This is a genomic window from Candidatus Poribacteria bacterium, from assembly GCA_021162805.1.
In the GTDB taxonomy this organism is placed as follows: domain Bacteria; phylum Poribacteria; class WGA-4E; order B28-G17; family B28-G17; genus JAGGXZ01.
This window is the reverse complement of record JAGGXZ010000151.1, coordinates 24742-39659: the sequence shown is the minus strand read 5'-3', so window position 1 is coordinate 39659 and position 14918 is coordinate 24742. Positions and strand designations below refer to the sequence as shown.

Sequence of the window (14918 nt, the reverse complement as noted above, 5' to 3'; positions counted from 1 at the left end):
ATGGTATCGAGGGTTCAAAAGGTTAGGACTATCATCTTCTTCATAGCCGTTCAGGTTTTCTTCCTTATAATGATAGCCAGAGTGTTACACATCGAGATGAACGCTAAAGCGCTTAGGAAACGCTCGGAGGAGCTTATCACAGGGGAGCTGGGAACCAGGGTTCGAAGAGGTAAGATCACGGATAGAAATGGGAAAAGCCTGGCGGTCAACATAGACACCCTCTCAGTTTGGGCCGATCCAACCCTCGTGAAAGACCCGGATGCTACGGCTCGAAAGCTGGCACCCCTTCTTAAAATCGATCCCGAAAAGATCAGGGAGAAATTAAGTCGTAAGGATAGAAAGTTTGTATGGTTGACTAAAAAGCGGGATTTATCCTTGATGAAACCCATAATCGAAATGGTCAGATCGGGCGAGATCAGGGGAGTTTGGTTTGAGGTTCAGGAGAAGAGGATTTATCCTAAGAAAGACCTGCTCTCACACGTTATAGGATATGTTAACTTCCGCGGGGGAGGCATCAGCGGGGTTGAAAAGTATTATAACGATCAGATCAGGTATTACGAAACCACCCTTCATATATACAAGGATGCCCGTAACAGGATCTTTCAGTATCCCGACGGCGAGCCGAATCTTCCCAGATACAACAGTGAACTGATATTGACGATAGACGAGATGATACAACATATCGCTGAGGATGAGCTCGATAAAGCGTGCAGGTTCTGGAAAGCCTCCGGCGGTACGATCATCGTGATGAATCCCAAAACGGGTGAAGTGCTCGCCATGGCCAACTATCCCCCATTTGATCTGAATAGATATGGAACGACACCGGAGAAGATCAAGCTGAACAGGGCCATTCAGATGACGTTCGAACCCGGGTCCGTATTCAAGATAGTTCCGATTTCGGGCGCCATCGAAGAGGGGCTACTCTCGCCATCCTCCAGCATCTTCTGTGAGAACGGTGTGCTGTATTTCCGAGGACATCCCATACACGATATCGCCCCCTATGGATGGCTGACGCTGCGTCAGGTTCTGGCTAAATCCAGCAATATTGGCGCTCTCAAGGTAGCCAGAACCTTAGGTAGGGAGAAGTTTGAAAAGTACATAAGGCTTTTTGGATTTGGACGGAAGACGGGTATAGATCTGCCGTTTGAGAAGAAAGGGGATATCTCAGCGTTAAATGTCTGGAGCGACAAAGCTATCCTGACCTATATCCCGTTCGGCCAGGGCATAACCGTCACCCCCCTTCAGATACTCTGCGCCTTCAATGCCATAGCTAACGGCGGTGTGATGATGAAACCTCATATCGGAATGGAGATACGGGATAGCCGAGGGAGATTGATCAGGAGGTTTAAACCTCAGGTTGAAAGGAGGGTTATATCAGCCAGAACGGCTGATATGATGGCACGTATGTTGAATCTGGTCGTCAAAGAGGGAACAGGTACAAATGCTCAGATAGAAGGAGTGGAGGTGGCAGGTAAGACCGGGACCGCCCAGAAAGCGGGGAGAAGGGGATATTCAAGGGAGAAGTTCGTCTCGACTTTTGTCGGCTTCTTCCCCATGGATAGCCCCTCCTATTCCATCGTGGTCGTCATCGACGAGCCGGAGGGAAAACATCACGGGGGAGATGTGGCGGCTCCCGTCTTCAGCGCTGTTGGGAGGAAGATACTGCAGTATGAGAAAGTCCGCGGTGTCTATGCAAAGGCCTTCGCCGGGGAAAGACATGAGATTGAAGGAGTTATTTCAGGACCTTGAGCCTTTATACTGTGATGCCGATCCGGATATGGAGATATCCGGCATAGAGCATGACTCCCGTCGGGTAGCCCCCGGTTATGCCTTCGTATGCCTGGCAGGTTTTAAACAGGATGGCCATCGGTTCATTAAGGATGCTATCACAAGAGGTGCCGTCCTCCTGGTCTCTGAAAGGGATCTTCACCCCATCGATGGGGTCGGCAGGGTTAAAGTCAAGGACGCTAGGAGGGCGCTGGCGCTTATGGCGGCGAACTTCTACGGTAATCCCTCTTCCGAGCTTAAGGTCATAGGGGTGACGGGCACGAACGGTAAGACCACAACAGCTTATCTGACATGGGCGATCCTCAGATCGGCTGGAATCCAATCTGCTATCTTCGGCACGATAGCGCATAGAATCGGTTCTCGCCTCATATCAGCTCTGAATACGACGCCGGACGGGCTTGAGATACAGAGGATGATGAGGAAATCAATCGAAGAAGGGCTCAATGGCGTGGTGATGGAGGTATCGTCACACGCCCTTGAGCTTAGAAGGGTAGATGGTGTCAGGTTCGACGTGGGAGTCTTCACAAATCTCACATGGGATCACCTGGATTTCCACGGAACCTTCGAAAACTATCGTAAGGCGAAACTCAAGCTGCTGGATTTGCTCAAGGAGGAAGGATATGCCGTCATAAACGTCGACGATCCCTCCGCTGAATATTTCCTGAGGAAAGCTGAATCAGTTGGGGCCGGGATCATCGGGTACGGGCTGAATAACCGTAATGGCGGGATCTCGGCCGATCCGATTGAATCCACGATCAACGGACTTCACTTTCGTTTGAAAACTCCGATCGGTGATGGGATAATTGAGCTTAAGCTCCCCGGCGATCATAACATCTACAACGCCATGGCTGCATCAGGCGTCGGTGTGGCGATGGGATTAAGCTTTGATGCTATAAAGTCGGGTTTGGAATCGCTAGATAAAGTCGCTGGGAGATTCGAGCTGGTGGATCTTGGACAGGATTTCGCCGTGATAGTCGATTACGCCCATACGCCCGATGCACTGGAAAGGGCGCTGAAAACGGCGAGGAAAATCACGGGAGGCAGACTGATCTCGGTTTTCGGCTGTGGCGGGGACAGAGATAGGGCCAAACGGCCAAAAATGGGGGAGATCTCGACGAGACTGGCGGATCACACCATCATCACCTCCGATAACCCCCGTACGGAGGAGCCGATGGAGATCATCAAGCAGATCCTGAAAGGGGTTCACCCCGATGCAAGTTACGAAGTGGAACCTGATAGGGAACAGGCGATAGCTAAAGCTGTCCGATCCGCACGGAAAGATGATCTGATCCTCATCGCCGGTAAGGGACATGAGGATTACCAGATCATAGGTGATCGGAAGATACATTTCGACGACAGAGAGGTTGCCGCTAAATATATTAAAAAGAGGTGTTAGGTGAACCTTAAACTGAGGGAGATAGCTGGGATTGTATCCGGAAGGATATCAGGGGGAAGAGAAGCCGAAGAGTTGGAGATCTCAGGCGTATCGACCGATTCCCGCACGATTTCTCCCGGTGAGCTCTTTGTGGCCTTAAGGGGGGAGAGGTTTGACGGACACGATTTCGTCCGAGATGCTGCCTCTAAGGGGGCAGTCGCTGCTATTGTATCACGGGATGTCATCTGCCCCGATGGATTTCCGATTATCTCGGTCGATGATACCCTGCGGGCGCTGGGAGATCTTGCCGCTGGGTGGAGAAGAAGATTCAATCCTACGGTCGTAGCGGTGACCGGTAGCAACGGGAAAACCACCGTTAAGGAGATGATCAGCTCGATTCTCTCTCTTTCTCACTCAGTTCTCAAAAATGAGGGGAATCTGAACAACCTGATCGGAGTCCCGCTGACCCTCTTTCGGTTGACCGGGGAACACCTCTACGTTGTGCTTGAGCTCGGAACCAGCCGGTTCGGTGAGATCAGTAGGCTTTCGGAGATATCCTCCCCTCAGGTGGGTGTGATCACCAACATAGGACCCTCACATCTCCAGTTCTTCGGCGATCTGGATGGGGTTGCACGCGAAAAAGGTGAGCTGCTCCGCTTCGTCCAAACGGCGGTGTTGAACGTGGACGATCCCTTCACGCCCAGGCTCAGAGATAGGGCTAGAGGCGATGTGTTCACTTTCGGGCTGAGCGAAAGGGCGGACGTGAGAGGCGAGGAGGTGAGGTTCACCGGCGAAGGGATGTGCTTTAACATCTCGATACGCGGTGAGCGAATCGGGCAGGTGAGACTATCGGCGTTGGGAACGCATAACGTCCTTAACGCCCTTGCCTCAACCTGCGCTGCATGGAGCATAGGGATTAAACCACGGGAGATCATCGATGGACTCAACAGGTTCACTCCACCACATATGAGATCGGAGTTGATCGAGTTGGAGGGGGGAATCACCCTTATAAACGACGCCTACAACTCAAATCCAAAATCCCTCCAGGCTGCCGTTGAAATATTGATCGAAGTCGGTAACGGACGCAGGAAAGTGGTCGTTCTAGGTGATATGCTGGAGTTGGGCGAACGGGAGGACGAGCTTCACAGACAAGCCGGCGAGATGATCCTGAAAGCCGATCCGGACATTGTGATCACCGTCGGCGAGAGATCAAAGCTTATTGCAGAGCTCCCTTTGAAGTTCGGAAAGCCCACCCTTCATTTCAACACTTCCGAGGAGGCTTCTTCTCGGGTATGCGATCTGATTGAGCCGGGCGATGTGGTGCTGCTTAAGGCATCCCGCGCCATGAGGTTCGAGAAAATCCTCGAGGCGATCAGGGAGAGAAGATGTTCTACTACCTCTTCTTCAAAAAGCTGATACAGTTCTTTTCGCCTTTTAACGTCTTTCAGTACATAACCTTCAGGGCAATGTATGCGACGGTGACGGCGCTGGCGATCAGCCTGATCCTCGGGCCGTTCACGATAGAGAGGTTACGAAGGATGAAAATCGGCCAACAGATACGGAACGATGGGCCGAAGACTCACATGTCAAAAGCCGGAACGCCGACCATGGGCGGGGTTCTGATACTCTCGGCGATTATCATCTCCACCTTCCTATGGGCTCGCCTGGACGATCCGCTTATCTATATCGTTCTGTTCTCGCTGATATGGTTCGGAGGGTTGGGTTTTCTGGATGATTACCTCAAGGTCAGAAATAGACGGTCACTGGGGCTAAGGGGATGGCATAAGATCATCATCCAATCGTTCGGCGCGTTCATCATAGCGTATTGGGTTTACAGATGGGGTCCCGTCCCCAGCGGGATGGAGTCGAAGACAGCCTTGCTTTTCCCATTTTTCAAGAATTTCAGGCCTGATCTGGGACCGCTCTTCATCCCCTTCGCCATGCTGGTCATAGTGGGCACCTCCAACGCGGTCAATTTGACCGATGGACTGGATGGGCTGGCGATAACATGCACGATTTTCGTGGCGGGAACGTATGCGGTGCTATCACACATCACCAGCAACTTCAAAATGGCCGATTACCTGGATATCGTTCATATCCCACTTGCCGGGGAGTTGGCCGTCTTCTGCGCTACCATGGTGGGGGCAGGATTGGGGTTTTTATGGTATAACTGCCATCCGGCGGAGATGTTCATGGGAGATGTAGGGGCGCTTTCGCTGGGAGCGGCCATCGGAACGGTGGCTGTGCTCATCAAGGAGGAGATACTTCTGGTGATCGTCGGAGGGGTCTTCGTTATAGAAGCCCTCTCGGTGATTATTCAGGTATGGTCCTATAAACTCACGGGGAAAAGGGTTTTCAAAATGGCCCCGCTGCATCATCACTTCGAGCAGAAAGGATGGTCAGAGACGAAAGTGGTGGTGAGATTCTGGATAATCGCTGCCATATTCGTCTTGATAACGCTTAGCACCCTGAAACTGAGGTAGTCCAACACGGTAGGATAGGCATATGGAGAGAATCGATCTTAAAGGCAAAAGAGTTTTAGTTGTAGGATTGGGAAGAAGTGGAATGGCCGCCATCCACGCGCTCAGAAGATTGGGCGCCGAGGTGATAGGGAACGATCGGAAATCGAGGAGAGAGCTGGGTGAGGTGGCAGATCAACTGGAGAAAGAAGGAATAAAACTCCTTCTCGGATCACATCCGATCGAGCTGCTCAATGGGATCGACCTCGTCATAACCTCGCCTGGAATCCCCTTCGATAATCCGATCCTCGTGGAGGCGCGAAGGAGAGGCATCCCCGTCTGGGGTGAGGTAGAATTGGCCTACAGGATCTCGCGGGCGCCCTTTATCGGAATTACAGGGACCAAGGGGAAATCCACCACCGCCACGCTCGTGGGCGAGATGCTCAAACGGGGACGATTCGACAAGGTTGTGACGGCGGGAAACATCGGCACGGCGCTGTGCCGGGAAGCGCTGGACTTAAAGGAGAAGGATATCATCGTAGCCGAAGTGAGCAGCTTCCAGCTGGAAACGATAGAGCGGTTCAGACCCCTTGTGGCCGTGATGCTCAACATCTATCGCGACCATATGGATAGACATCGGGATATGGGGGAGTATATAGCGGCTAAAAGCCGGATTTTCAAAAATCAAACTGAGGATGACTTTGCCGTCGTCAACGCCGACGATCCGATTGTTACTTCCGTATCCCGGGGCATCAGATCTAAGATAGTCCCCTTCAGCCTTAGGAGAAGGGTTAAGGGGGGAGTTTATCTGAAAGAGGGATGGTTGATCTCGGAGATAAGGGGGGATAATGAGAGGATCGTTTCAACAGAAAAGATCAAACTGATGGGGAGGCATAACCTGAGCAACATAGCCGCTGCCATCGCCGTCGGCTCGATCATGGGGATTGAAACCGGGGGAATCGCCGATGTGGTGTTGGAGTTCCATGGGATAGAACACGCACTCGAAATCGTCGCTCGTATAAACGATGTGACATACATAAACGACACGAAGGCTACCAACGTGGCAGCTACAAAGGCTGCCCTTGAGGCTTTACCGGGCGATGTGGTGCTCATCATGGGAGGGGTAGATAAGGGAAATGATTACGGGGAACTGATAGAGCTGGTCAAGGAGAAGGTAAGACATCTCATCCTGTTGGGGGTTGAGATCGGGAAGATCGAGGAGGTTTTCAGGGGCATATGTCCGATGCACAGAGTAAGGGATATGTGTGAGGCGGTATATCTTGCCTCATCGCTCGCCCTTCCCGGAGGATATGTTCTCCTTTCACCGGCAAATGCAAGCTTTGATCTCTTCAGAGACTATAGGGAGAGGGGAGAGAGATTTAGGGAGGCCGTGAATGCGATCCGTTCTGGCTGATAAGCTCAAAAGGAAAGGGTACTCCGGTCCGTCCTATGGGTATAAAAAGCCGCCTGCGAATTCCAGATACAGGAGGCTGATGGATACTGGGACCAGCCTGTCGGAATACAGGAAGTCCATTATATTCTCCACGGTGAGCGTCGCCGAGAGAACGAAGAGAATGCCTGATCTGGTTCTATCGAGCGTTGTGGCTGTGCTGATCGTTACGGGCCTCGTCATGGTTTATAGCTCTAGCTCCTTCTCCGCATTCATGTTATACGGGGATGATATGCTCTTTATGAAGAGACAGCTACTTGCGGCGGTGGTGGGATTGGTCGGGTTGATCATCACCTATGTGATACCCTACAGGTTTTACCAAGGGAAATATTGGTATCTCCTCGGCACCGCCTTTGCGATGTTGGTGGCTGTTTTCACGCCCTTAGGTATTCCGGCTAGGTCCGCCACCGGCAGGGTATTCCATAGATCGCTTAATCTGGGATTCATGACCTTTCAACCTGTGGAGTTCGTCAAGCTTGCCCTGGTGATATACATGGCTGATTTTTTGAGCCGGAAAACACCTGAGATAAGAAGGCTTAGCAGGGGTGTCCTTCCAAGCCTGTTGATCCTCCTGGTCTTCTTCGCCTTGATCTACCTTCAGCCCGATTTAAGTTCAGCCGCTTTCCTGGGACTGGTGGTCTTCACGATGTTATTCATCGGCGGAGCAAGGGTATCACAGATCGCTCTCTTCGGGCTGATCTCCGGCGCCTTGGTCTACTTCGCCATAAAGAACGATCCTTATAAGCTGAGCAGACTCAAGGATTATACCGATCAGCTCTTTAACCTGACGGGCAACTATCATATAATGAGATCGTTTGAAGCTATAGGACGAGGGGGAATAACCGGCGTCGGGTTCGGCGAGGGAATCTACAAGATGTTCTTCCTGCCGATGGCGCATACGGACTTTATATTTTCGATCATCGGCGAAGAGCTGGGCGCTTTGGGAATGATAAGCCTGATAATCCTCTATATGATCCTGATATGGCGTGGGATATCGATCGCATCGAAGGCTCCTGATCTCTTCGGCGGCATGTTAGCCATAGGTATAACATGTATCTTCGCTTATCAGATCCTGATGAACATGGGAGTCGCTCTGGGACTGCTCCCCATAACCGGGGTGACGCTGCCCTTCATAAGCAAGGGAGGGTCCTCTCTGATGATCAACATGATCATGATCGGGATCCTCCTGAATATCTCCAAGGAGGGGGAAGTGTGAGGCTTCTGGTGGCCGCTGGTGGGACAGGAGGTCATATTTTTCCGGCCATCGCCGTGGTCGAAGAGCTGAAAAGGAGAGATCCCAGTTCAAAGGTGCTCTTCGTGGGGAGCGGAAATAGAATGGAATCCAAGATCATACCGGCTATGGGATTCGATTTCAAAGTTATACACACGGCTGCTTTGCCGAGGAGGATATCACCCTATCTTCTCACAGCCGGAAGGGAACTGACATTCGGGATGATCCAGGCCATGGGGATTGTGAGATCGTTTGAACCGGAATCGATATTTATCACGGGAGGATACGTCTGCGCGCCGGTGGCCTTTGCGGGGATCGTAACGGGCGTTCCCCTTTTCGTTCAAGAGCAGAACGCAGTGCCAGGGCTGACGAACAAGGCTGTGGGCCGATGGGCGAGAAGGGTATTCCTCGGATTTGAGGAGGCCGCCGGATGGTTCGACCGCCGTAAGGTTGAAATCACCGGCAACCCGATCCGCTTCCGAGATCCACCTCCGCGGCATGTCGCCGCCGGTCGGATCGGCCTCGATCCGGATATGAAAACCCTCTTCGTGATGGGAGGAAGCCAAGGCGCATCAGTGATAAACGATGCCATGGTCGAAACCCTCCCTTTCCTAAGAGATATAGCCGATAAGCTTCAGATCGTCCATCAGACGGGAAAGCTGGATTACGATATGGTGATCGAAGCTTACAGGCGATCCGGGATCAGACACCTCGTGAGGCCGTTCTTCGATGAGATACACCTGATCTACTCGGCGACCGATCTGATGCTCTGCAGGGCGGGCGGAATGACGATAGCCGAGATCACAGCGTTCGGCCTGCCAGCTATCCTGGTGCCGTTCGCAAGGGCGACCAATGACCATCAAAGGCTTAACGCCCTGTCGCTTGAACGTAAAGGGGCTGCAACCGTAATCCCGGAAAAGGAGATATCGCCTGAAAGTCTTGCCGTGAAGATAAAGGAGATCATCCTAGACGAGTCGAAGTTATCCGCCATGTCTCGGGCAAGCAGAGCTCTTGGCAACCCCAACGCCGCCGGGATGATCCTCGATTCGATACTGAAGGACCTTCGGAGGTGAGATGTTGTTCGGCAAAACGAGACATATACATCTGGTGGGCATCGGTGGTTCGGGGATGAGCGGGATAGCCGAGATACTGGTCAGCCAGGGATTCACTGTGACCGGATCGGATATAAGGGAGTCCGACACGGTAGAGCGGCTCAGAAGATTGGGCTGTAAGATAAACATAGGACATAGCGGAGAGAACATCCACGGAGCGGATGTTGTGGTGGTCTCATCGGCCATACCGGAGGACAATCCTGAGGTACAGGAGGCCAGAAAGATCAAAACACCTGTGATACCGAGGGCTGAGATGCTGGCGGAACTGATGAGGATGAAGTTCAGCATAGCTATTGGAGGCACCCATGGCAAGACCACCACCACGGCGATGATCGCATCTGTCCTGGAGATGGGCGGGTTAGATCCCACGGTGATAGACGGCGGGAAACTCGTAAGTTTGGGCACAGGAGCCAGGCTCGGTAATAGCCATTTCATGGTGGTGGAGGCGGATGAGGCTTATGGATCGATAAAGAGGGTATCGCCCACAATTGCTGTTGTCACCTCAATCGATGCCGATCATCTTGACTATTACAGGGACATAGAGGACATCAAGAAAACCTTCTTGGATTTTATCAATCGCGTTCCCTTCTACGGTGTCGCCATCTTATGTTTGGATCAGGAGAACATACAGAATCTCATTCCTCACATCAAGAGGAGATTCATCACCTATGGGGTTGAGACCCTAGCTGACGTAACGGCACATGAGATCAGATATAAGGGGCCAACCGCACGGTATGAGGTCAAGTTCCGGGGGGAACCTCTAGGGGAGATATATCTGCCTATGCCCGGCATACATAACGTTCAAAATTCGCTTGCGGCCGTGGCGGTAGGTCTCGAGCTGGAGATCGACTTCGAATCGATCAAGAAGGGCCTTGAGGGGTTTAAGGGGGTACACCGCAGGTTCGAGATAATCGGCGAGTTCAAGGGTGTTTTGATCGTGGACGATTACGCTCATAACCCGGCCAAACTCAAGGCCACCTTCAGCGCCGCTAGGCTTTCCTTCCCTGGAAGGAGAGTGGTGGCGATCTTTCAACCTCACCGATATCAAAGGGTTAAACATCTGGCCGAGGAGTTCGCCAACTCCTTCTTCCAAACCGACCTGTTGATCGTGACGGCGATCTATGGCGCGGGGGAAAAACCGATAGAAGGCGTGACGGGTGACAGTCTGGCATCATCCATACGTGATCACGGGCATAGAAACGTGGTATATATCCCTAACCTGGAGGATGTGATCGAATATCTGGTCAAGCTCGTTCGGCCCGGCGACCTTGTCATAACGGCCGGGGCAGGGGATATCTGGAAGGTGGCTTATGGACTACGGGATAGGCTCATTGAAAAGGGAACTTGAAAAAATTGACCGTTTGGAGTTAAGATATAATGAGCCGATGTCAAGCCATACCTCCTTCGGGGTAGGTGGGCCTGCCGACGTGTTCGCCATAGTCAATTCGCCCCAAGCCCTGGTGGAGCTGTATAATCTAACGCTCGACAACGATGTCAAATTCTTTCTCATCGGTAACGGCACCAATCTTCTCTTCTCGGATGATGGGTTTAGAGGGGTGGTGGTAAAATTGGGAGATGCGTTCTCCTGGATCGATTTCGAAGGTGAATACGTTTCATGTGGCGCTGCCTTTCCGCTGAGCAGACTTGCCAGGGAAACGGCCGAGAAAGGGCTCGGTGGTCTGGAGTTCGCCTACGGCATACCGGGAACGGTCGGCGGGGGGATCAAGATGAACGCTGGAGCACATTCCCGGCAGATCTCCGATGTGATCGAAGAGGCCGAGGTGGTGACGTTCAACGGCGAACTTGTTAAGGTAGGGGGAGAGGATCTCGGCTTCGAATACAGAGGAAGCCGACTCGATCGGTTTCTCTGCGCTGTGGGGGCTAGATTCAAACTACATCGATCTGATAGATGGGAGCTCAGACGGAGAATTGATGCCTTCTGGGCTGAAAGGCGAATGAAACAGCCCTTGGGCGCTTTGAGCGCGGGATGCGTGTTTAAAAATCCGCCGGATATCTCCGCCGGCGCTTTGATCGAAAGATGTGGCCTTAAAGGCCTTAGGATCGGCGGCGCTATGGTATCGATGGTACACGCAAATTTTATAATCAACATCGGAACAGCCACCGCCTCCGATATAATTGAGCTTATCCATAGGGTGAAAGATGAGGTCAGGGAGAAATCGGGGGTTGAACTCCAGCTCGAAGTTGAATATGTCGAATAGCCTTAAAAGTGGAAAGAGGCGAAGGGTAAGAATAGGAAGGTGTGTATTGCTTATGATTATCCTATCGGTACTCCTCTATGGAGGAGTGAGGGCATATAAGAGCGGATCAGGCGATGTGCTTCTAGTCGATAGGATATCCGTCATAGGCGCCCGAGTTATCCCTGAATCGAAGATAGTAGCTCTTTCGGGAATTCGGGTGGGAACGGATATGAGGCGTGTATCTCCGGATTTAATCTCGGCAAAGCTGCTTTCTCATTCCAAATATCTCAGAAAGGTTAGAGTGAACAAGGGCCTATCGGGGCAGGTCATAATAAGGGTTTGGGAGAGACGGCCTGAGGCCGTCCTGCGATCCAGGGGTAGGTATTATCTGGTGGACGATGAGGGTTTCGTATTGGAGGAGGATGTATCCCCCGATAAATACAGGGGGTTTAAAGTGATAGAAGGTGATGTAAAGATCGCCCTGGCTACTATGAGATATATCGAGATGTTGTATCCGGTGCTGTTTGAGAAGGTTAAGCTTATCTCTGCCGAAAAGCCGTCCAGGATCGTGGTGCGTCTCAAGGATGGGACGCGTATGCTTTTAAGATCGGGTAACATCGAGGAGGGGCTTGAAAACGCATATCTCATCGATTCGATGAGAAGATGTCAGGGCGAAAGCGGGGGATACATCGATGCAAGGTATGATAAGTTAGTTTACTGCGGAGGGACGTGAGATATGGCAAGGGAAAACGTCATCGCCGGGTTGGATATCGGCACGAGCAAGATAGCGGCGGTGATCGCCGATGTCGGATCGGGCGATGAGAGTGAAATCGAGGTTATAGGCGTTGGGACCGCGCCCTCGGAGGGGCTGCGTAAGGGCGTGGTAATCGATATAGAAAAGACAGCAGCCTCCATAAGACAGGCGGTCGAGGATGCCGAGCTGATGTCGGGAGTCGAAATCGGTTCAGCATACGTTGGGATAGCCGGAGGCCATATAATGGGCACCAACGTCAGCGGCGTGGTAGCTGTTTCGGGTGAAAATCACGAGATAACGCAGTCAGATGTGGACAGGGCGATAAACGCCGCTCAGGCCCTCGCCATACCGGTCGAACGGGAGGTGATTCACGTCATCCCACAGGAGTTCGTCGTCGATGGACAAGATGGGATCAAGGACCCCGTGGGTCTAAATGGGGTAAGGCTTGAAGCGCGCGTTCATATCGTGACAGGCGCCGTCACCTCCGCTCAGAACCTCGTCAAAAGCGTCCACATGGCGGGGATATCGGTCGAGGATATCGTCCTGGAGCCTCTGGCCTCGAGTAAAGCTGTGATGACCCCCTCTGAGAGGGAATCAGGGGCAGCGCTCGTCGATATGGGAGCCGGAACGACAGACATAGTGGTCTTCAGAAACGGCGCTATCGTTCATACCAAGGTGCTCTCCCTCGGGGGTTGGCATGTCACCAATGATATAGCGATGGGATTGAGGATACCAGTACCTGAGGCTGAGAAAGTGAAGATACAAAGCGGCTGTGCCCTTGTAGGATTGGTGGACGATACGGAGACCGTTTCCGTTAACGTCTCCGGCGGAAGAAGACCGAGGCTGATAATGAGAAAGGTGCTGGCCGAGATAATACAGCCGAGGATGATGGAGATCCTCGACCTTGTCGCCCGCGAGGTCGAAAAGAGCAGGGTGATCATCACCGAAGGGGTTATCCTAACCGGCGGGTGTGCCCTGATGGAGGGGCTGCCGGAGTTGGCCGAGCAGATGTTCGATCTTCCCGTCAGGATAGGTTATCCGGGACCGCTGAGAGGGCTTGTCGATAAGGTCAATAGCCCGATCTACGCCACGGGAGTGGGGCTGGTCCTCTTCGGAGCGGAGGATCGAAAGAAGGGAAAAGGCCAAAAAGGTAGATTTAAAAGCTCTCGGCAATTCGAGGAGATATGGAAACGCATGAAGGAGTGGTTCGCCGATTACTTCTGAAGGTGAAGGATGAAAAAGGGCTTTAATTTCAGATTTAATTATGGTTAAATATAAAAAGCTTCTCTGGAGGGATATAGATGATCGAATTTGAAAAGGAGGAGGCGAGGAACATCGCCGTAATAAAGGTCATAGGGGTCGGTGGCGGAGGGGGGAACGCCGTTAGAAGAATGATCGAGGCGAACCTCCGCGGAGTGGAGTTCTATGCCGTTAACACCGATGCACAGGCCCTCCAAAGCTGCCATGACGCCATAAAAGTCCAGATAGGCGAGGCCATCACCCATGGGCTTGGCGCCGGATCTAACCCGGAGATAGGCGAAAAGGCCGCTTTGGAGGACAAGGATAAACTCAATCAGATCGTCGAAGGCGCCGATATGGTGTTCATCACAGCCGGAATGGGTGGAGGAACGGGTACCGGCGCCGCACCGGTGATCGCTGAGCTGGCGAAGGCAACAGGAGCACTTACGGTCGCAGTCGTGACGAGGCCCTTTGATTTCGAGGGTAAAAAGCGCAAGATCCAGGCCGAAGAGGGAATCGTTAAGCTCAAAGGGGTGGCCGATACCGCCATAGTCATCCCGAACCAGAGGCTGCTCGAGGTCGTGGACAGAAATACCTCCATATCCGAGGCCTTCCGCGTGGCCGATGACGTGCTCAGGCAGGGAGTGCAGAGCATCTCAGATATAATAACCATACCGGGTGAGATAAACGTGGATTTCGCTGATGTCAAAACCATAATGTCCGAAACCGGCGGGGCGCTGATGGGTATCGGCGTAGCGTCCGGGGAAAATCGAGCTCAATTGGCGGCGGAAAAGGCTATATCCTGCCCTCTTCTGGAGGAGACCTCCATACAAGGTGCCACGGGATTGCTGGTCAACGTCACAGCGGCGCCGGATATGCGGCTGCACGAACTGGACGAAGCGCTTGAAGTCATCTACGAGGCAGCCGATGAGGACGCACATATCATCTTCGGATTGGTCTACGACGAATCGATGGGCGAAAACATGAAGGTTACCGTCATCGCCACGGGATTCGATCAGAGAAGACGACGTAAGATCAGAGCAGCTCGTGGAGCAGAGGGACTGGACATAGACGACCTGCTAACCAGAAGCTTCAGAAGGGATTTCAGAAGAAGACGACCGGAATATGAAAGCACGATCCAGCCTTCTGTGCCCTATCAGAGAGAACCGCAGGAACAAGCCACCTCACCATTCCAGCCGGAAGGCGTCCAGGATGAAACCAATAACCCCGTGTACGATATCCCTGCCTATATGAGGATAAACAGGGATAGGGGAAGGAGGAGATAGGTTCGAGAAAAGAAAGAGGTCGTAAG

Annotated in this window: 12 protein-coding genes; all 12 read left to right on the top strand. The window is 52.4% G+C overall.

The window, feature by feature from the left end; genetic code table 11:
* The 12 genes from J7M22_11595 to ftsZ all read left to right on the top strand — a co-directional run bounded on the left by J7M22_11595 (position 1) and on the right by ftsZ (position 14892).
* The gene (locus J7M22_11595; GenBank protein MCD6507248.1) at positions 1 to 1749 is read left to right on the top strand and encodes a penicillin-binding protein 2; all 1749 of its coding nucleotides are present in this window, start codon (positions 1 to 3) and stop codon (positions 1747 to 1749) included.
* A complete protein-coding gene (locus J7M22_11590) occupies positions 1718 to 3184 on the top strand; it encodes a UDP-N-acetylmuramoyl-L-alanyl-D-glutamate--2,6-diaminopimelate ligase (protein MCD6507247.1) in 1467 nt (488 codons plus the stop codon). The genes J7M22_11595 and J7M22_11590 overlap by 32 nt, the downstream gene beginning before the upstream one ends.
* Complete coding sequence (locus J7M22_11585) at positions 3185 to 4579, top strand: UDP-N-acetylmuramoyl-tripeptide--D-alanyl-D-alanine ligase (protein ID MCD6507246.1); 1395 nt, start codon at positions 3185 to 3187, stop codon at positions 4577 to 4579.
* Positions 4549 to 5646, top strand: coding sequence for a phospho-N-acetylmuramoyl-pentapeptide-transferase (locus J7M22_11580; protein MCD6507245.1), 1098 nt, complete (start codon positions 4549 to 4551; stop codon positions 5644 to 5646). The genes J7M22_11585 and J7M22_11580 overlap by 31 nt, the downstream gene beginning before the upstream one ends.
* 22 nt (positions 5647 to 5668) lie before the next feature.
* Positions 5669 to 7036 (top strand): UDP-N-acetylmuramoyl-L-alanine--D-glutamate ligase, encoded by a 1368-nt coding sequence (locus J7M22_11575; GenBank protein MCD6507244.1) that lies wholly within the window; start codon positions 5669 to 5671, stop codon positions 7034 to 7036.
* Positions 7017 to 8288, top strand: a complete 1272-nt coding sequence (locus J7M22_11570; GenBank protein MCD6507243.1) for a cell division protein FtsW — start codon at positions 7017 to 7019, stop codon at positions 8286 to 8288. The genes J7M22_11575 and J7M22_11570 overlap by 20 nt, the downstream gene beginning before the upstream one ends.
* Positions 8285 to 9376, top strand: a complete 1092-nt coding sequence (gene murG, locus J7M22_11565; protein MCD6507242.1) for an undecaprenyldiphospho-muramoylpentapeptide beta-N-acetylglucosaminyltransferase — start codon at positions 8285 to 8287, stop codon at positions 9374 to 9376. The genes J7M22_11570 and murG overlap by 4 nt, the downstream gene beginning before the upstream one ends.
* A 4-nt stretch (positions 9377 to 9380) precedes the next feature.
* Positions 9381 to 10763: a UDP-N-acetylmuramate--L-alanine ligase gene (locus tag J7M22_11560; protein ID MCD6507241.1), complete on the top strand. Its 1383-nt coding sequence runs from the start codon at positions 9381 to 9383 to the stop codon at positions 10761 to 10763.
* Positions 10726 to 11634: a UDP-N-acetylmuramate dehydrogenase gene (murB, locus tag J7M22_11555; GenBank protein ID MCD6507240.1), complete on the top strand. Its 909-nt coding sequence runs from the start codon at positions 10726 to 10728 to the stop codon at positions 11632 to 11634. Before J7M22_11560 ends, murB begins: the two co-directional genes overlap by 38 nt.
* Positions 11635 to 11719: 85 nt before the next feature.
* A complete protein-coding gene (locus J7M22_11550; protein ID MCD6507239.1) occupies positions 11720 to 12346 on the top strand; it encodes an FtsQ-type POTRA domain-containing protein in 627 nt (208 codons plus the stop codon).
* Between the two features lie 3 nt (positions 12347 to 12349).
* Positions 12350 to 13591 (top strand): cell division protein FtsA, encoded by a 1242-nt coding sequence (gene ftsA / locus J7M22_11545; GenBank protein MCD6507238.1) that lies wholly within the window; start codon positions 12350 to 12352, stop codon positions 13589 to 13591.
* 77 nt (positions 13592 to 13668) lie between these two features.
* The gene (gene ftsZ / locus J7M22_11540) at positions 13669 to 14892 is read left to right on the top strand and encodes a cell division protein FtsZ (GenBank protein MCD6507237.1); all 1224 of its coding nucleotides are present in this window, start codon (positions 13669 to 13671) and stop codon (positions 14890 to 14892) included.
* The last annotated feature ends 26 nt before the right edge of the window (positions 14893 to 14918 follow it).